Raw genomic sequence first — 17,595 nt, forward strand, 5'->3', positions numbered from 1 at the left:
GGGACCCGCGTGAAATTCAGAGATTATGCCATCATGGTAGCCGTTATCATGATTGTGGTGATGATGGTCATCCCTCTTCCGCCGCTCTTGTTAGATGTGTTAATTATGATCAATATCAGTTTGGCACTAACGATCTTGTTAGTGGCTATGAATACAAAAGAACCTCTGCAATTTTCTATTTTTCCTACGTTACTGTTGTTAACAACTTTGTTCCGACTGGGGTTAAACGTTTCGACAACCCGTTCGATTTTGACCAATCAAACAGGTGGACAAGTGATTGAAACGTTTGGTTCGTTCGTTGTTGGAGGAAGCGCCATTATCGGGATCTTGGTATTCCTCATCTTAGTGATTATTCAGTTTCTCGTGATTACGAAAGGCTCCGAGCGAGTAGCCGAAGTGGCTGCACGATTTACGCTCGATTCCATGCCGGGTAAACAAATGAGTATTGACGCCGACCTCGGCGCAGGAATGATTTCGGATCAAGAAGCAAAAAGCCGTCGTGAAAAAGTAAGTTCAGAAGCAGACTTTTACGGGGCCATGGACGGTGCGAGTAAATTCGTTAAAGGAGACGCGATTGCCGGAATCATTATTACCCTCATCAACATCATTGGTGGCTTGCTAATCGGTGTCATGGTTCACAAATTGCCATTTGCAGAAGCAGCGCAGCTGTTTACGCTACTGTCTATTGGAGATGGCTTAGTTTCTCAAATTCCAGCGCTATTAATTTCGACAGCGATGGGTATTGTCGTCACACGTGCAGTATCAGACGGCAATTTAGGGTCAGATATCACAAAACAACTTTTCGCCTATCCAAAGATGTTGTATATTGTAGCCGGAACGTTAGTGATGTTTGCAGTTTTTACACCAATCAGTCCAATGCTCGTTGTGCCGATTGCGGGTGTCATCGCTTATGGTGCTTTCCAAATGCAAAAAACCTTGAAATCTGAGGAAAAGCAGGAAGTTGAAATAGGCAAAGAAGATAAAGAAATAGCGGGAATGAAAAGTCCAGAAAGTGTCATTGACTTACTGCATGTGGATGCCATTGAATTTGAGTTTGGCTATGGATTAATCCCAATTGCCGACAAAAATCAAGGTGGCGATTTACTGGACCGTGTGATTATGATCCGTCGACAATGCGCGATGGAGCTAGGTATTGTCGTTCCGGTCATTCGGATTCGTGACAACATCCAACTGCAGCCGAATGAATACATGATTAAGATCAAAGGCAACCAAGTCGCATCAGGTGAAATTATGCTTGATCATTACTTAGCCATGAGTCCGGGCATTGACGACGAATCAGTAGAAGGCATTGAAACCGTGGAACCCGCCTTTGGTATGCCTGCTTTATGGGTCGATGAGGACATGAAAGAAGAAGCCGAAATGGCAGGTTACGCCATTGTTGATCCGCCGTCTGTTGTGTCTACTCATTTGACAGAAGTGATCAAACGCCACGCGCATGAATTAATCGGTAGACAAGAAGTAAAATCGCTCATTGAAAATATGCGCGAAACAGCACCAGCAGTAGTCGAAGAGTTAGTACCAAATTTAATGACCATTGGTGAAGTGCAAAAAGTATTAATGAAACTTTTGAAAGAAAAAGTATCCATCCGCAATTTATTAGCCATTTTGGAAACGTTGGCAGATTACTCTACGCAAACAAAAGACGCAGATTTGTTGACGGAGTATGTTCGTCAATCCCTATCACGTCAAATTACCTTGCAATACGCTACGCCAAAAGAACCGTTGCAAGTGATTACAGCAGGCGCGAGTCTTGAAAAGAAATTCGCTGACTCTGTGCACCGGACAGAGCAAGGCAATTACTTGTCCATTGATCCAGAATCTTCTCAAACGATTTTCCAAAAGATCACAGAACAAGCGGCGCAACTGCAGCAAACCGGCGTTCAGCCCATTTTACTGACGTCTCCTGCTATCCGTATTTACATGAGACAATTCGTCGAGCGTTTTGCACCCGACCTGCCAGTGCTGTCCTATAACGAACTAGAGCCGGAGATTGAAATTCAAAGTGTTGGAGTGGTGAACGTCTCATGAGGTTGAAAACATATATCGTCAACACGATGGCGGAAGCACTCCCCATGATTAAAAAGGATCTAGGCGAAGATGCGTTGATTTTAAATACCAAAAAAATCAAGACAGGTGGATTTTTAGGTTTTTTCAAGAAAGAAAAATTAGAAATCACAGCTGGCGTTGATCCAATCCCGCCGAAAAAAGGATTGCCAACTGAAACGAAATCTCCATCAAAGTGGAGTAATCCAAAAGACTCCTCAGCAGAATTGATCCATGAGTTAAAGAATATGAAACAATTTATGATGAAACAGATGAAAGAAGAGGATCTTCCTGAATCTCTTCGGTTGTTGAAAAAGCAATTGATTGCGCAAGAAATAGCGCCGGATATTTTGACAGACTTGCTAGCAAAATTGATCGCAAGAGATGAATTTAACACTGATCAAACGTTAGAGCGTGTTCAGCGCTTTGCTCGTGAAGAATTGGTCGCAATGATGGATTGGCATCAGTGTGATGAAATTTCACAACAACCAGAAATTATTTGTTTTATCGGACCAACAGGGGTTGGGAAAACAACGACAATCGCAAAAATTGCGGCTGGTTATCTGCTTACAAAGGATAAAAAAGTGGGATTGATTACTGCGGATACTTACCGTATTGCGGCAGTTGAGCAATTAAAAACCTATGGCAGCATCTTGAATATTCCAGTTAAGGTAGTGGAGTCTTCTGCAGATTTAACGAAAGCAATCGAAGATTTTCATGACTGCGATATCATCTTAATGGATACGGCAGGCCGAAATTATCAGCAGACGCAATATATTGAAGACCTTAAGCAGTTACTGCCAACTGATAGTAAGGTACAGATTCACTTAGTATTGAGCTTAACTGCCAAATACGAAGATATGAAAAAAATAATTAATAATTTCCGTTCCATTTCTATGGATGAACTGCTATTGACTAAAAAAGACGAAACCAGTTCTTCGGGCGCTATCGTGAATTTGATTTGCCATTACGACATTCCGATACGCTATATCGCTAATGGCCAAAATGTACCGGATGACATTATGGACTGCACACCGGAATTAGTAGCGGACTTCATCTTGGGAGAAAAAACTAATGCTTGATCAAGCCAACCAGTTAAGAGAAAAAATGCTGATAAAGCAATCGGATAAGCCAAGCAAAAAAACCGTTAAAAAAACACGAGTGTTGGCAATCGCTAGTGGCAAAGGCGGAGTTGGAAAATCGAATTTCGCATTAAATTTTGGCTTAAGCCTTATTGAACAGGATAAAAAGGTATTGATTCTTGATGTTGATATGGGATTCGCTAATATTGATGTGTTACTTGATCAGATTCCACGTGAAACCATTGCTTCCATGATTGAAAAAGATTTGGCTGTTCGGGATATTATTGAAAAAGGTCCAAATGGCTTGCTGTTCATTTCAGGGGGCAATGGTTTTAACGAACTGTTTCGAATGGATGATCACAAACTGCATAAATTTTTTCAGGAACTGGCCACTTTACAGGGTGAAGTAGACTACATCATCTTGGATACGGGAGCAGGTTTGTCCTACGAAAATCTTCGCTTTATCTTAGCCGCTGATGACGTCATCTTAGTTACTACTCCTGAGCCAACGTCGATTACTGACGCCTATTCAGTCGTCAAGATGGTGCATGGCAAAGATCCAAATGTTCATATGAAGCTAGTAGTCAATCAATGCGTCAGTATCAAAGAAGGACAACAAACAGCTGATAACTTTACCCAAGCAGCAGTTCAGTTTTTAGGGAAAGAGATTGGCGCCTTGGGTTCTATCCCAAATGATTTACACGTGCCAGAAGCTGTCAAAAAGCAACAGCCGCTACTGCTGGTTTATCCGAATAGTGAATCGGCAGTGGCCATTCGTCAACTAACGGGTGAATTTCTACATCTCCGTGTTCCTTATAAACTGGGACTGAAAGGGTTTATTATGAAAATATTTTTTAAATAAGAGCGGCTTGACGCTTGGAAATGGTGGTGAAAAATCATGCTGAATCCCAAATTATCAAAAGAAGAACTCTCCTGCTGGAGCGATTGGCAACAACACCAAGATCCAGAAGCTGGCGAATACTTGGTTGAACAATATCTTCCTTTGGTTGATTACGTGATTCAACGGTTCATGATCAGTTTACCGAAAACTGTGGAAAAAGATGATATCCGCAGCTATGCCTATGAAGGATTACTCGATGCCTTAAGTAAATTCGATATTGAAAGAGATTTGAAATTTGAAACCTATGCTTCCTGGCGCATCAAAGGCGCGATTATTGACGGGTTGCGACATAGTGATTGGTTGCCGCGATCCGTTAGAGAAAAAGTAAAGAAAATTGAAAAAGCCTATCTTTTATTAGAGCAGCAAAATAGCGCTTCTGTGTCTGACGAGGAAGTTAGTTTGTATTTGGGTATTACGAAAGCTGAGCTTAATAAGACAGTTTCAGAAGCAGCGCTATCAACAATGATTTCAATGGATGACGAACACTTTGAAGAACGACGAACAGTGAACAACCATCACGTAGGCTCGCCAGAACGCCATTTAGCAGATCGAATGATGAAAGAATCGCTAGTTCGTGCCATTGAACGGTTGCCTGAAAAAGAAAAAATTACGGTGTCATTATGCTATTTTGAAGAAATGAAATTAACCGAAATTGCCGAAATTCTCGGCGTTAGTGTATCAAGAGTTTCACAGCTTCACTCAAAAGCTATGCTTCGACTGCATGCTTCGATTTTATCTGTACACGATCATTATTGAAGTGAAACTACCAAACAGAAGGCTAAGGTGATGGGGATGGAATGGCTATTGATAGCAGTTAGTACGGGGCTAGTGCTAATGAATATACGGCTGATGCTGATAGTAAAAAAACAGCACATAAATAACAGCTCACCTGAAATTCATGAAAAGATGGCCCAGTTTGTGGCCCAACTTGAAGAAGAAAACAATGAACTTTACAATAAATTAACTACTTACATAAAGAACAGCGAAACCCAACTCGTCGAACGCGTTGAACGATTAGAACAAACCAAGATTGAACAGATCGACAGTCCCGAAAAGTCTACTGTAGAAACAGAGAAAATCATTCAGCTGTCTAGACAAGGGTTTTCTTCCAGACAAATTGCTAAAGTGCTTCACGCCGACTTTGGCGAAGTAGAGCTTGTCCTTAATATGAACAATAAGCAGTACAGTAATTTAAAAGAAGACGAGGTGCTGTAAATGCGTATTGATAGTCAGAGTACGATTCAAAACGACCGGCTGTTGAAACAAACGAATGGTAACAAGCCGAACGAACTTTTCTCAAATGCCATGAGAAAATCTCAGTCAAAGCTGCAAAATGATTCGTTAAATCAGTTGATGAGTAATGTGGATACGCAAGGTCAAAAATTAGCCAATCAACGTACACTTGAAAATTTAGTGAATTATAAGCAAGCTGTTAAGCAATTTGTCTCAGAATCTGTGAGTTATGGTTTACACTTATCAGATGAGCAAAGTCTTACATCAGGCGGTAACTTAAAACCCCAACGAATTATCAAAATAATCGATAAAAAACTAATTGAAATTCAAGACGAAGTATTGAATAATGAAGAAGAAGGAATCGGTACTTTAGATCTAGTAGGAGAAATCAAAGGTCTGCTTGTAAATTTGTATATGTGACCGAGGATGGGGAGAGTGAAATGTCGGAAAATCGTCGCGAATTTTTTCGAGTTATTTTCAACCAGGCTTTGAATGGCAAGGTTTCAGTTTACGGAGGTAATTTTTTGCCGGTCGAAATTTATGATGTTAGTGCCGGAGGGTTGGTGTTTTCTTCTGTACTTAATATTCCTTTGGGAGAAAGCGTACGCTGTAGTTTTGAACTAGTAGATAGCGCTTTCTTAATAGAAGGGACTGTTGTTCGAAAAGCGACAGGTATCGACGTGGTAGAATGCGGGGTTGAATTTTCTGTGGATCAAGGAACTTCCTCAGAGTTATTCAAGCAACTAAACCATTACCAAATCCGCAACCGAAAAAGTTTTCTGACGGATTAACTCTAGTACTTGATGAAAAGGGGCTATCCCAAAAGGTCATGAGCAATGACTTTTTGGGATAGCCCCTTTTGCCTACTGAAGAACAACTAGATGTTCAATGTCATCAGCTAGTTTCGAGCTAAAATAAAAGATCATTTTGTAAGTGAAAGCAAAGATCAAAAGAGCCCTTGAATCTGAATCGCTGATGTCAATCGACTGGATATGAAAACTTGCACACCGAGTTCGCAATAGCTTAGTTCTTCTAACAGCAGGAATTTCTACAGAATATAGAGAAGTAATAGCATACAAAAAAGAAAAAGAAGGTGAAGCAAATAAAAGCACCCGCAGAGATTCTTTCAGTTTGGCAGCAGTTTGATGGATTTCCCATGGAGACTTTGACAAAAGCTTGGTATTATCAGCGATCAGGCGACCAAAAGCAACGCGATGTCGAGCTCATGAAACAGCACCATGACCAATACGGTATCACAGGGAATTGTTTTGACTTGGCAATTTGGCTGTTAGCAGCTTTTGAAGACGCACGGGTTAACGCTTATCCAATAGGCAGTAAGCTAGGAACAGTAGATGCTCACGCAGCTATCATAGCTGAAGACAGGGATGGACGCAGATTTCTATGTGATTTAGGCGATCAGTGGATCCAGCCCATCTTAATAGATGGAGACAGTCAGAATTTTACAAGCAGTCAATTGTCTGGGTATTTTCCAGGAGCAGAAGTGCAAGTAAAGTCGATTGGTCAAGAGGTTGAGATGGTCTATTACCGATCCAATGGCAAACAATCCCGTCAACTCTACAAGGTAAAGCCAGTGGAACGTCTCCAGTTTTTAGCGGCAGCTGAGTATTCTCAACATCATATCTCTCCTGAGCCGTTGGTCGAAGTTCGGCTGTATGAAAAAGGAGAGACGCGCCACTGGGAGTTTGATAACTGGAACAGTTTTTTGAGTACAAACACGGGACTTTATCACGATGAGCCGTTAGAAAATCTGGAGGATTGGGTAGATAGAATTCATGAGAAAACAAAGTATGATAAAGCATTTTTATTAGCATCTTTAGGGTTTTATGAGAAGCTGAATCTAGAAAGTAGCGAGACAGGAGAAGTCGAATGATCAAAGTGGTTATTTTTGATTTGGATGGCACATTATTGGACCGGGATAGTTCGCTGCTAGCGTTTGTAGATGAACAGTACAACCGGTTAGATGAACACGTAAAGCATGTACCTAAGGCTTTTTTTAGTAATCGCTTTATCGAATTGGATGCCAAAGGATACGTTTGGAAAGACCGTGTTTATCAACAATTAATTGAAGAGTTAGAGATTGAAGGGATAACTTGGCAAACCTTATTAGAAGACTATGTAACCAATTTTAACAAGCATTGCGTACCGTTTCCGAATTTGACTGTGGTGCTCAAGAACTTAGCGAAGCAGTCGCTACGTTTAGGGATGATCACCAACGGCAGGGGACAGTTTCAGTTAGATAATATTCTGTCACTAAAAATTAGGGAGTATTTTGAAGAACTTTTGATTTCTGAATGGGAGGGAATGGCCAAACCCAATCCAGCTATTTTCTATAAAGCGCTGGCACGTTTCGGTGTTTCTCCGAACGAAGCTGTCTATATTGGAGATCATCCGAAAAATGATATACAGGCTGCAAAAGCAATAGGCATGAAAACGATTTGGAAAAAAAGTCAGCATTGGAGCTGCTTGGAGGCAGATGGAGAAATTGATCATTTACAGGAAATCAGCGAAGTGGTTAGGCGCTTGAATACAGAGAACTAATAGACCGAAGAGAGAACGCGGGAGGTGGCACAAACATGATACCTAAAAAGCAATTGCAATTTGAATTGACCGAATTTAAAGATGACCCAGAGTTTATGCGTATACCCGCTACAGAAAATTACGATTACTGGCTCTTGCTGATGGAGTATTTTTTAGCTAAGTCCGACACTTTTGAAATCCATTGCTTTAATGAGGAAGTGACGGCCATAAGAGAGATCACTTCTGACTTAATGGGATTGTTCGAAAGTAAAGAAAAACAAGGTATGACGATTTTTACAGGCTTTCTAACAGCAGATATCATGAAATTTCTGCTGACACGTCATCTCATAGACCAAAAGAGATTGGCATGGTTTTCAGTATTCTTGATCAGTGGGGACCAGCTTGTTTTCACTTCTGAGCATTGGGGAACAGAGTTTTTTGTTCCAGACGTAACAGAAGAAGATTTGTTATTTATCAAACATGTGGCACCGGATGAGACAACATTCGACCATTATGAAGAAAATTAAAACTTCCACAGCTTAGTTGTGAAAGTTTTTTATTTTATGCAAAATATTCTTAAAAATCTGAAATTTGTTTGACTTTACTCCTTATTAAGACAATAATAAGAAGACAATCGTTTCTAAAATATGGAAGTAAACAGGGCGATTGTTACGGGTAATTATGCGTATACAGGTTTTGTCACCGCACGTGCTTTAATCTTCTCGTTTATGTACTAATCAACAGAGACAGCCAATTTGAAGATGGAGGAATGAAAATGAAAAAAACGACGATCAGTGCTATTATTTTCTTATTTATTTTTGGCTTTTTAGCAGCATGTGGGGCTGAAGACACGTCAAAATCTGCTCCTGAAAGTGGAACAGAAGGAAAATCTGGCGGAGTGCTGGAACGAATGGAAGAATCTAAAGAATTAAATGTAGCATTTGAAGGTACGTATCCACCTTTTAATTTCATCGATGATAAAGATGAATTCCAAGGATTTGACGTTGATATCTCTAATGAGATTGCAGAACGTCTCGGTGTAAAAGCTAACTTTATCGCAACCAAATGGGACGGGTTGATCGGTGGACTAAAAGCGGATAAATTCGATATCATCATTAGCCAAATGACGGTGACAGAAGAGCGAAAAAAGAGTGTCGACTTTACCGACCCTTATGTAATTTCAGGATCAGTGCTAATTACACGTGAAGACACAAATGATATTACAAAGCTTGAAGACATCAAAGGAAAAAAAGTAGGCGTTGGTGGTGGAACAACTTTTGAAGACGTGGCGAATAGTGTAGAAGGCGCTGACGTGAAATTGTACAAAGCTGTAGGCGATTACATTCAAGATTTAACGAATAAGCGTCTAGATGTCATCATCAATGATCAATTACTGATTAGCTACAACATTAAAGAACAAAATCTTCCGATTAAAATTTCAAGCGATATTTTAAACAAAGACGAAATCGGCATGGCCGTTAACAAAGGCAACGAAGACTTTATCGAAAAAGCCAATGCCGCTTTAAGTGAAATGAAAGAAGATGGGACATACGATGAAATTTATAAAAAATGGTTTGGAACAGAACCGTTAGAAAACTAAACGTTCATTGATTGTCTGGAACAATTTCTTTGTCACAAATTTTGATATTTTTTGTATAAGCGCCATAAGTGAGGGGTGGAGAAATGCATATCTTCGTTTTAGGGACAGGCATGATTGGCACAACAGTAGTAACAGAATTGGCTAAGTATGCTGGTGTAAAAACCATCACAGCTGTTGATATTAACCAAGCAAGCATCGACAAATGTCTAGCTATCGCTAACGATCCGCAAGTAATTGGTAAAGTAGCCGCATTAGCAACAGAAGCCGATATTGCTGAAGTGCTAAAAGGTGCTGACCTAGCGATTGGCTGCCTTCCTCACTCGTTAAGCTTGCCCGCAATAAAGGCAGCCATTTCTTCAAAATGTCATTTAGTTGATTTGGTGGGATCTCATTTTCCAGAAAAATTGGCGTTGCATGAACAAGCACAGCAAGCAGGGGTTTTAATCGTCCCAGGTTGCGGAGTCGCACCCGGCATCACCAATTTCTTGGCGGCACAAGGAATTGAACTATTGGACGAAGCACAAGAAGCAATGCTAGCCTGTGGCGGAATTCCGAGATACCCGGATCCGCCTTTAGGGTATCAGGTCGTCTACCGTTTAGAAAGTCTACTTGGACTTTATACAAAACCAGCAACGATCATTCGAAACGGAAAAATTGTGGAATTGGCTCCGCTATCCGACTTGGTAGAAATGACTTTTTCTGAGCCAGTGGGTTTATGTGAAACAGTCATTACAGACGCCCACAGTACGGCCTTTATGCTTCAAGGAAAAGTAGAAAACCTAGTAGAGCGAACTGTTCGGTACCCTGGGCATTGGGACAAAATGAGGGTATTAAGTGAACTCGGATTTCTGGATGAAACGCCAGTTGCTGTTGAAGATACAGTCATCAGTCCAAAATTATTCGCTCAGAAAGTTTTGATACCAAAAATGTCAGGCCATTCAATTGAAGATATTACTGTTTTAAGAGTAGAAGTAAGCGGCATCAAGCACGGAGTTTCAACAAAACATACGTGGGAAATGATTGATTTATACGACCACGAACGGAACATAACATCGATGGCTAAAACGACTGCTATTCCAGCGTTACTCATTTCACAATGGATTACCACTAAAAAAATAACAGAGACAGGCGTTATTCCAATCGAAGGTTTAATCGTTCAGGAACGATTCCATCCTTTTTTAACTGAATTGAGCCAATTAGGCATTGAGATTGAGTATAAAGAAGAAACTTTCGTTGAAAAGGAATAGCGTGTTACTTCTTGTCTAATGGGAGGATTTATGGATTTTACAATTGTGATTGATTCATTGCCATCGTTGCTCAAAGCGACAGGAATGACGATTTTTCTCGCAGCTATTTCAATTCTGATTGCGTTAGTTATCGGCTTCTTGACGGCCATTATTCGTATTTTAAAAGTAAAAGTAGTAAACGAAATTGCGAATGTTTATGTGTCTTTAATGCGTGGAACCCCGTTATTGGTACAAATTTTCGTTATTTATTATGGATTGCCTCAAGTTGGTATCGCCTTAGATCCGATTTCATCCGGTATTTTAGCGCTTAGTTTAAATGCAGGCGCTTATTTATCAGAGTCATTTAGAGCATCTATTTTGGCAGTGGACAACGGGCAAATGGAAGCTTCTATGTCAATGGGAATGACCTATTCTCAAGCATTAAAGCGAATTATCCTGCCGCAGAGCTTGCGGATTGCGATTCCGACATTATCCAATTCGTTTATTGTTTTAATCAAAGATACGTCGTTAGTGTCCGTTATTACGGTGACAGAATTGTTGCAGATGTCGAGCTTGATCATAGCGAAAACATTCGAGCCACTGACCATTTATTTAGTAGCTGCAGCGATTTACTGGATATTGATCTCATTTTTCACGAAATTATTGGATCGTTTGGAAATTCGATCATCCAAATACTTGGTCAGATAACATATGGTTGCACAAAGTCTGCTCACTGTTAATGGGAAAGACTGGATAAAAGGAGATTGATCGGCATATGATAAAAGTTACTGGACTGGTCAAAAAATTTGGAGCTAACGAAGTGCTCAAAGGAATCGATTTAACCATTGATAAAAGCGAAGTGGTCGTCATTATGGGACCCAGTGGATCAGGGAAATCGACTTTGTTGCGATGCTTGAATTTTTTAGAAGAGCCAACAGAAGGGCTTATTCAAGTTGGCGAATACAAAGTAAACGCGGGAGGCAAAATTGATCGTCACCGCAAAAAAGTAATTAGGGAATTGCGTAAGAAAACAGGCTTTGTTTTTCAATCATTTAATCTGTTTCCTCATAAAACAGCGATTGAAAATATTATGGAAGGTCCGATTGCTATACATGGCAAAAGTCCTGAAGAAGCTAAAGCGATTGCTATTGAACTGCTTGCCAAAGTCGGGTTAGCTGATCGGGCTGATCATTACCCAGCACAATTGTCAGGTGGACAGCAACAGCGTGTAGCGATTGCTCGCTCTCTTGCGTTAGATCCTTTAGTGATGCTTTTCGATGAACCAACTTCAGCACTCGATCCGGAACTCGTACGTGAAGTGCTATTGGTTATTAAAAGTTTGGCAGAAGAAGGCATGACCTTGGTCATCGTGACGCACGAAATGAATTTTGCAAAAGAAGTTGCCGACCGCGTCGTGTTCATGGATGAAGGGCTGATTATAGAACAAGGTACTTCCAAACAGATTTTTGAAAATCCAAAAGAAGATCGAACCAAACAGTTTCTATCGAAAGTGGAAGCGATTGTCGCAAACTAAACCAACCCGGCCCGATAGATGGCCGGGTTTTTTATTGTACAATGAAGAAAAGGGAACATGAAAATGGAAAATGAAAAAATACGTATTTACGATGAGAATGGAATTGCGCAAGGAGTTGCTACACGCCAGACCGTGCATGAAAAAGGGTATTGGCATGAAACTTTTCACTGCTGGGTGGTAGGTCGTGAGAATAATAAAGATATCGTTTACTTGCAGTTGCGTAGTAAAGATAAGAAAGACTTTCCAGGATTATTCGATATTACGGCAGCGGGTCATTTAATGGCGGACGAAGCGGTTCGAGACGGCGTTCGAGAAGTTCAGGAAGAACTTGGACTCCAAGTCGATTTTGCAGAACTAACTTCTCTTGGAATGATCAAAGATCAAATAAACCTGCTGAACTTTACCGACAATGAGCGCTGTCACTGCTTTTTGTACCGGAAGCAAGACAACAATGACGCTACGTTTGAGTTGCAGGCAGAAGAAGTTTCTGGCATAGCGAAGGTGGAATTTGAAGAACTGGCTGAATTAGTTATGGGTAAGAAGGAAGAAGTAGAGGTCGAAGGATTTGTCACAGTTGCGGGTAAAAGTAGCAGATTTAAGAAGCAGATTGGCTTAAAAGATTTAGTTCCGCACAGTCAGGATTATTTGAAGAAGGTTATAGAGCAGATAGGTCTAGCATTAAAAAAATAGTTCCCAACAAAATTTTTGTGCCGTAAAATTGGGCTGTCTCATAGGCTTCTAAAATAAAACAGGCGGAGAAAAAGAAGTTCTTTTTCTCCGCCTGTTTTATTGAATCGTTGCCGATAATGTTGAACTCTCCGATACGACCGGACACGCTTTCTCCATCGATTTTGCATGGAGATTAAAAGAAGGAAACCAACAGACTGCCAATACAAAAAAACAAACCAATTTGCAAAAAAGATTTTCGGTTCGGGAATTCTCTGCGATAAGTGACAGGAATGAGAGAGCGTTTTTCGCTTTCTTGAATCACCTGATCTTTTTTATTTGTTTTTGCAAAAAAGTTTCGAGTACTCGTTAAGAAAGCTGTGAAAAACTGACCTTCGATTAAAATCATCATCGAATAGATCATAATTAATAGCAGTCCAACCAAAAACAAAGCATTGGCCCAGTTAATGAGAGACCAACTTTTATACAGAAAAAAAGATAACAGCATTGATATGCTCAATGACGTTAGCAATAAAATAGCTTTGAAATTCATAGGTATTGATCCTTTCTTTTCATATCTAAACATTACCACGTAATTTATATTTTTGAAAATTTAAACATCTTGTTGCCTATTTATGCAATAACAATTATGATTAAATAGAATTATCAAAAAAATGGGGGTAGGAAAATGGGGAGAACGAGAAACACGCAAATTTTCATGATTCTGATTGCATTTGTTTTATTCTTATCGGGGTGTAATTTCAATTCTTCGGAAAGTTCGAAAGAAGAAAATGCAATAGAAGGAGAAGCTAAACAAGTACTTAATATTTCGACCACAGCAGACATTCCTACCTTAGATTCTACAAAAGCACACGATGGAATCGCCTTTACTGTATTGAATAACGTTAATGAAGGTCTTTATCGTCAAGATGAAAACAATGAACCAATTGAAGCGTTAGTAACAGATCACACAGAGAACGAGGATCAAAGCGTTCATACGTTTACTTTGCGCGATTCTAATTGGAGTAACGGTGATCCGGTTACCGCTCAAGATTTTGAATATGCTTGGAAACGCGTTATGAAAGATGCAAGCCCGTATAACTTCATGTTCGTAACAGCTGGAATCAAAAATGCTGAAGCCATCATGAATGAAGAAATGGATGCGGAAGAATTAGGAGTTAAAGCAATTGACGAGAAAACATTGGAAGTTACATTAGAAGCAGCGAACCCGTTGTTCCAGTCACTAATGACGTTCCCAACATTCTTGCCGCAAAATCAAAAATTTGTTGAAGAGCAAGGCGATCAATATGCACTAGAAGCAGAGAATATCCTTTTCAATGGACCATTCACATTAGTTGACTGGACGCATGAACAAGGGTGGAAATACGAAAAGAACGCAGACTACTGGGACGCAGACACGGTTAAACTTGATGCAGTCAACGCTTATGTTGTCAAAGACCCTGCAGCAGGTATTAACTTATACGAAACGAACAAAGTGGATCGTATTGTCTTGAGTTCAGAGGCAGTTGATCAAAACAAAGACGACGCGAACTTTGACACGATTTTAGAGCCGGAAATTATTTTCCTTCGCTTTAATCATAATCATCCAGTACTCGGCAATAAAAACATTCGTCAGGCAGTAAATATGGCGATTGATAAAGCGAGCTTAACAGATGTTATTTTGAAAAACGGTTCTACTGCATTAAATGGCGTGGTTCCAAAAGGCTTTTTCAAGTCACCATCGGGTGAAGATTTCCGTGACTTGAATGGAGATTTCAATACAGGAGCAGTAGAAGAAGCTCAGAAGCTTTGGACAAAAGGGTTAGAAGAAACAGGAGCAACAGAAGTAGCTATCTCGATTAACATTGCCGATTCAGAAGACCATAAAAAAGTAGCTGAGTACATTCAAGCCCAGTTGGAAGACAATCTTCCAGGACTTAAATTGGATATCAAAGCAGTGCCATTCGCTCAGCGTTTGGAAATCGAAAAAGCCATTGAATACGATTTGTCTCTATCTTCATGGGGCCCAGATTATAGCGATCCGATGACTTATTTGGATATGTGGTTAGAAGGTGGATCGGCTAACCGTATGGATTATTCAAATCCTGAATTGGAAAAACTAGTAGCAGCAGCAAGAACGGAAACGGACCTTGAAAAACGTTACCAAATGCTATTAGATACTGAGAAAATTCTATTAGAAGAAGACGCAGCGATCGTACCACTTTATCAAGAAGGTGCTGCTGTCTTAATGAGAAGCAAAATCAAAAATCTATTGGTGCATCCAACGGGAGCTTCATTCTCTTATAAATGGGTGACGATCGAAGAATAAAACAGGTTTGCAGCTTATAGATACGAGGGTGTAGCCGATTAACGGGACATCCTCGTATTTTTAATGGCTCTAAGATTGCTTAGCATTTCGGCGTTATTACAGCCTTTGCCACTTCGCCAGAGCGTCTTATGCCCGGCAGAGCTACACGGGTGCTTGCGCTTTTCTTGTCTAGCTCCAGCACCCAGCTCTTTGGGTCATAAGCCACTCTAGCTGTGCGGCTGAAAACACGCCACTTCGCCAGAGCGTCTTATGCCCGGCAGAGCTACATGGGTGCTTGCGCTTTTCTTGTCTAGCTCCAGCACCCAGCTCTTTGGGTCATAAGCCACTCTAGCTGTGCGGCTGAAAACACGCCACTTCGCCAGAGCGTCTTATGCCCGGCAGAGCTACACGGGTGCTTGCGCTTTTCTTTCACATTATAGAACTGAGGTGTTCTTATGAAACGTTATTTATTGCAGCGGATTGGCTTTATGCTTCTTACGTTGTTCATTATTGTGACAGCGACTTTTTTCTTGATGCAGCTGTTACCCGGTACACCGTTTACTAATCCGGAAAAGTTAACGGATAGCCAATTAGCGATTTTAAATGCCAAGTATGGATTGGATCAACCTGTCGCCATTCAATACATACAGTATATTGGAAACTTACTTCAAGGTGATTTGGGTTATTCGTTCCAACACGAAGGACGAACGGTGACGAGTATGATCAGCGATCGGATTGGTCCATCGGCATTTATTGGCTTACAAGCATTAATTTTTGGTGCAATTGTTGGACTGGTTCTCGGAATCGTTTCAGCCTTAAAACATAATTCTATTTTGGATTATGGTTCCGTGACCTTGGCTGTATTGGGGATGTCGATACCGTCATTCGTTTTTGCGGCGTTGCTGCAGTATTATGTTGGTGTGAAATTGGAATGGCTACCGGTTGCCTTGTGGGAAGGATATTCCAGTACACTGTTACCGTCGATTGCTTTATCGGTAACGGTTACTGCAACTGTCGCTCGGTTTATCCGCAGTGAAATGCTGGAAGTTATCGGTCAGGATTACATTATTACTGCCAGAGCGAAAGGCTTGAAAGAACAACAAGTTATCGTCAAGCACGTTATCCGCAACGCGCTGATTCCGGTTGTGACGATGCTTGGACCGCTTGCCGTATCGATTATGACAGGTACCTTGGTTATTGAAAAAATATTCGCTGTACCGGGACTTGGTGAGCAGTTTACGTTATCGATTTTGGTATTGGATTATAGCGTCATTATGGGAATCACTATTTTCTACAGTGCGCTGTTTATTTTTGTGGTCTTTGTGGTCGACATTATTTATAGTTTCTTAGATCCACGCATCAATTACAAGGGGGATTCAGCATGACAAAAAAACCTTCGAAAATCCCCTCACATCAAGATTTGCAGATGCAAAACCAGTATGCTTATGATGAAATTCCGTCAGACTTATTTGTCAAAGCACCACTGGATCAAGGAAAAAGTGAAGAAATTGGTACACCGTCAGTATCTTTTTGGAAAGAAGCTTTTCAGCGTCTTATTAAAAACAAAGGTGCAATGATTTCATTGATCATGCTTGTATTACTAATTGTTTTAGCGCTAATCGGACCTGGAATGAATGACTTTTCCTATCGCGAACAAAACTTAGTGCATTCCAATATGCCGCCGAAAGTGCAAGGCTTGGAATGGCTTGGATTTAACGGTCAGAATTCCCAAGGTGTCGATCAATATGCCGAACGTGATGTCCAGATTAATTATTGGTTTGGAACAGATGAATTTGGTCGAGATTTGTGGACACGCGTTTGGAAAGGGACACAAATCTCGCTGTTTATAGCATTAGTGGCAGCCTTTTTGGATTTAGTGATTGGCGTCATTTATGGCGGTATTTCTTCTTTTTACGGAGGACGCATTGATAATGTGATGCAGCGCATTATCGAAATTCTCATGGGGATTCCAAACTTGATTGTCATCATTCTCTTTATCTTGGTGCTAGAACCGGGCATTACCTCTATTATTTTGGCGATGGTCATCACTGGCTGGGTTGGAATGGCACGTGTGGTTCGTGGCCAAGTGCTGCAATTAAAAGGGCAGGAATTTGTTTTGGCTTCGCGAACACTGGGCGCTTCAAATCCGCGTTTGATCTCAAAGCATTTGTTGCCGAACGTGATGGGTCCAATTATTGTTACCGTGATGTTCACCATTCCAACTGCTATTTTCTTTGAAGCATTCTTAAGCTTTATCGGTCTTGGCTTGCAGGCACCACTGGCGTCGCTTGGTGTATTGATTGAAGACGGCTATAAATCGATGCGTTATTTTCCTTATAAATTGATTTTCCCGGCGTTAGTGATCAGTATTATTATGATTTCTTTCAATCTGCTTGGTGATGGACTGCGTGATGCATTAGATCCGAAAATGAGAAAGTAGGGG

At 40.7% G+C, this 17,595-nt stretch carries 19 protein-coding genes; 18 read left to right on the forward strand and 1 reads right to left on the reverse strand.

Annotated elements, in window-relative coordinates; all coding sequences use genetic code 11:
• Positions 1–9: 9 nt before the first annotated feature.
• The 15 genes from flhA (at position 10) to AJGP001_RS01265 (ending at position 12,868) form a co-directional block, all read left to right on the forward strand.
• The gene (flhA, locus tag AJGP001_RS01195; RefSeq protein WP_058386653.1) at positions 10–2,049 is read left to right on the forward strand and encodes a flagellar biosynthesis protein FlhA; all 2,040 of its coding nucleotides are present in this window, start codon (positions 10–12) and stop codon (positions 2,047–2,049) included.
• Positions 2,046–3,146 carry a flagellar biosynthesis GTPase FlhF gene (gene flhF / locus AJGP001_RS01200; RefSeq protein ID WP_071154103.1) on the forward strand — a complete coding sequence of 367 codons (1,101 nt, stop codon included), beginning with the start codon at positions 2,046–2,048 and terminating at the stop codon, positions 3,144–3,146. The genes flhA and flhF overlap by 4 nt, the downstream gene beginning before the upstream one ends.
• The gene (locus tag AJGP001_RS01205; RefSeq protein WP_078080057.1) at positions 3,139–4,008 is read left to right on the forward strand and encodes a MinD/ParA family protein; all 870 of its coding nucleotides are present in this window, start codon (positions 3,139–3,141) and stop codon (positions 4,006–4,008) included. The genes flhF and AJGP001_RS01205 overlap by 8 nt, the downstream gene beginning before the upstream one ends.
• 36 nt (positions 4,009–4,044) lie before the next feature.
• Positions 4,045–4,803 (forward strand): FliA/WhiG family RNA polymerase sigma factor, encoded by a 759-nt coding sequence (locus AJGP001_RS01210; RefSeq protein WP_071154104.1) that lies wholly within the window; start codon positions 4,045–4,047, stop codon positions 4,801–4,803.
• Positions 4,804–4,833: 30 nt separating this feature from the next.
• Positions 4,834–5,262, forward strand: coding sequence for a DUF6115 domain-containing protein (locus AJGP001_RS01215; protein ID WP_245830225.1), 429 nt, complete (start codon positions 4,834–4,836; stop codon positions 5,260–5,262).
• A complete protein-coding gene (locus tag AJGP001_RS01220; protein ID WP_071154105.1) occupies positions 5,263–5,700 on the forward strand; it encodes a YaaR family protein in 438 nt (145 codons plus the stop codon).
• 20 nt (positions 5,701–5,720) lie between these two features.
• Positions 5,721–6,071, forward strand: a complete 351-nt coding sequence (locus AJGP001_RS01225; RefSeq protein WP_058386649.1) for a PilZ domain-containing protein — start codon at positions 5,721–5,723, stop codon at positions 6,069–6,071.
• A 311-nt stretch (positions 6,072–6,382) separates the two neighbouring features.
• Positions 6,383–7,171, forward strand: coding sequence for a hypothetical protein (locus AJGP001_RS01230; RefSeq protein WP_245830270.1), 789 nt, complete (start codon positions 6,383–6,385; stop codon positions 7,169–7,171).
• Positions 7,168–7,839 (forward strand): HAD family hydrolase, encoded by a 672-nt coding sequence (locus AJGP001_RS01235; RefSeq protein ID WP_078080059.1) that lies wholly within the window; start codon positions 7,168–7,170, stop codon positions 7,837–7,839. The genes AJGP001_RS01230 and AJGP001_RS01235 overlap by 4 nt, the downstream gene beginning before the upstream one ends.
• A 35-nt stretch (positions 7,840–7,874) precedes the next feature.
• Positions 7,875–8,345: a hypothetical protein gene (locus AJGP001_RS01240; protein WP_071154106.1), complete on the forward strand. Its 471-nt coding sequence runs from the start codon at positions 7,875–7,877 to the stop codon at positions 8,343–8,345.
• A gap of 248 nt (positions 8,346–8,593) precedes the next feature.
• Positions 8,594–9,418 (forward strand): transporter substrate-binding domain-containing protein, encoded by an 825-nt coding sequence (locus AJGP001_RS01245; protein ID WP_071154107.1) that lies wholly within the window; start codon positions 8,594–8,596, stop codon positions 9,416–9,418.
• Positions 9,419–9,501: 83 nt separating this feature from the next.
• Complete coding sequence (locus AJGP001_RS01250) at positions 9,502–10,665, forward strand: saccharopine dehydrogenase family protein (RefSeq protein ID WP_071154108.1); 1,164 nt, start codon at positions 9,502–9,504, stop codon at positions 10,663–10,665.
• A 30-nt stretch (positions 10,666–10,695) separates the two neighbouring features.
• A complete protein-coding gene (locus AJGP001_RS01255; protein WP_058386644.1) occupies positions 10,696–11,352 on the forward strand; it encodes an amino acid ABC transporter permease in 657 nt (218 codons plus the stop codon).
• 67 nt (positions 11,353–11,419) lie between these two features.
• Complete coding sequence (locus tag AJGP001_RS01260; protein ID WP_071154109.1) at positions 11,420–12,178, forward strand: amino acid ABC transporter ATP-binding protein; 759 nt, start codon at positions 11,420–11,422, stop codon at positions 12,176–12,178.
• A gap of 63 nt (positions 12,179–12,241) precedes the next feature.
• A complete protein-coding gene (locus AJGP001_RS01265) occupies positions 12,242–12,868 on the forward strand; it encodes an NUDIX hydrolase (RefSeq protein WP_071154110.1) in 627 nt (208 codons plus the stop codon).
• A gap of 172 nt (positions 12,869–13,040) precedes the next feature.
• Here the strand turns inward: AJGP001_RS01265 and AJGP001_RS01270 are convergent, their stop codons facing one another.
• The gene (locus AJGP001_RS01270) at positions 13,041–13,397 is read right to left on the reverse strand and encodes a DUF3899 domain-containing protein (protein ID WP_071154111.1); all 357 of its coding nucleotides are present in this window, start codon (positions 13,395–13,397) and stop codon (positions 13,041–13,043) included.
• A 135-nt stretch (positions 13,398–13,532) separates the two neighbouring features.
• Between AJGP001_RS01270 and AJGP001_RS01275 the strand changes: the two genes are divergently transcribed.
• The 3 genes from AJGP001_RS01275 to opp3C all read left to right on the forward strand — a co-directional run bounded on the left by AJGP001_RS01275 (position 13,533) and on the right by opp3C (position 17,592).
• The gene (locus tag AJGP001_RS01275) at positions 13,533–15,173 is read left to right on the forward strand and encodes a peptide ABC transporter substrate-binding protein (protein ID WP_071154112.1); all 1,641 of its coding nucleotides are present in this window, start codon (positions 13,533–13,535) and stop codon (positions 15,171–15,173) included.
• A 434-nt stretch (positions 15,174–15,607) separates the two neighbouring features.
• Positions 15,608–16,537, forward strand: a complete 930-nt coding sequence (locus tag AJGP001_RS01280; protein WP_058386639.1) for an ABC transporter permease — start codon at positions 15,608–15,610, stop codon at positions 16,535–16,537.
• Positions 16,538–16,578: 41 nt separating this feature from the next.
• A complete protein-coding gene (gene opp3C, locus AJGP001_RS01285) occupies positions 16,579–17,592 on the forward strand; it encodes an oligopeptide ABC transporter permease (protein WP_169835286.1) in 1,014 nt (337 codons plus the stop codon).
• Positions 17,593–17,595 lie beyond the last annotated feature (3 nt).

This window comes from Planococcus faecalis (genome assembly GCF_002009235.1).
Taxonomy (GTDB): Bacteria; Bacillota; Bacilli; order Bacillales_A; family Planococcaceae; genus Planococcus; species Planococcus kocurii.

Excerpts from the sequence above, each read along its gene's own strand:
- flhF (WP_071154103.1), top strand. The coding sequence starts at position 2,046 with ATGAGGTTGAAAACATATATCGTCAACACGATGGCGGAAGCACTCCCC.
- AJGP001_RS01205 (WP_078080057.1), top strand. The coding sequence starts at position 3,139 with ATGCTTGATCAAGCCAACCAGTTAAGAGAAAAAATGCTGATAAAGCAA.
- AJGP001_RS01210 (WP_071154104.1), top strand. The coding sequence starts at position 4,045 with ATGCTGAATCCCAAATTATCAAAAGAAGAACTCTCCTGCTGGAGCGAT.
- AJGP001_RS01215 (WP_245830225.1), top strand. The coding sequence starts at position 4,834 with ATGGGGATGGAATGGCTATTGATAGCAGTTAGTACGGGGCTAGTGCTA.
- AJGP001_RS01220 (WP_071154105.1), top strand. The coding sequence starts at position 5,263 with ATGCGTATTGATAGTCAGAGTACGATTCAAAACGACCGGCTGTTGAAA.
- AJGP001_RS01225 (WP_058386649.1), top strand. The coding sequence starts at position 5,721 with ATGTCGGAAAATCGTCGCGAATTTTTTCGAGTTATTTTCAACCAGGCT.
- AJGP001_RS01235 (WP_078080059.1), top strand. The coding sequence starts at position 7,168 with ATGATCAAAGTGGTTATTTTTGATTTGGATGGCACATTATTGGACCGG.
- AJGP001_RS01240 (WP_071154106.1), top strand. The coding sequence starts at position 7,875 with ATGATACCTAAAAAGCAATTGCAATTTGAATTGACCGAATTTAAAGAT.
- AJGP001_RS01245 (WP_071154107.1), top strand. The coding sequence starts at position 8,594 with ATGAAAAAAACGACGATCAGTGCTATTATTTTCTTATTTATTTTTGGC.
- AJGP001_RS01250 (WP_071154108.1), top strand. The coding sequence starts at position 9,502 with ATGCATATCTTCGTTTTAGGGACAGGCATGATTGGCACAACAGTAGTA.
- AJGP001_RS01255 (WP_058386644.1), top strand. The coding sequence starts at position 10,696 with ATGGATTTTACAATTGTGATTGATTCATTGCCATCGTTGCTCAAAGCG.
- AJGP001_RS01260 (WP_071154109.1), top strand. The coding sequence starts at position 11,420 with ATGATAAAAGTTACTGGACTGGTCAAAAAATTTGGAGCTAACGAAGTG.
- AJGP001_RS01265 (WP_071154110.1), top strand. The coding sequence starts at position 12,242 with ATGGAAAATGAAAAAATACGTATTTACGATGAGAATGGAATTGCGCAA.
- AJGP001_RS01270 (WP_071154111.1), bottom strand. The coding sequence starts at position 13,397 with ATGAATTTCAAAGCTATTTTATTGCTAACGTCATTGAGCATATCAATG.
- AJGP001_RS01275 (WP_071154112.1), top strand. The coding sequence starts at position 13,533 with ATGGGGAGAACGAGAAACACGCAAATTTTCATGATTCTGATTGCATTT.
- AJGP001_RS01280 (WP_058386639.1), top strand. The coding sequence starts at position 15,608 with ATGAAACGTTATTTATTGCAGCGGATTGGCTTTATGCTTCTTACGTTG.
- opp3C (WP_169835286.1), top strand. The coding sequence starts at position 16,579 with ATGCAAAACCAGTATGCTTATGATGAAATTCCGTCAGACTTATTTGTC.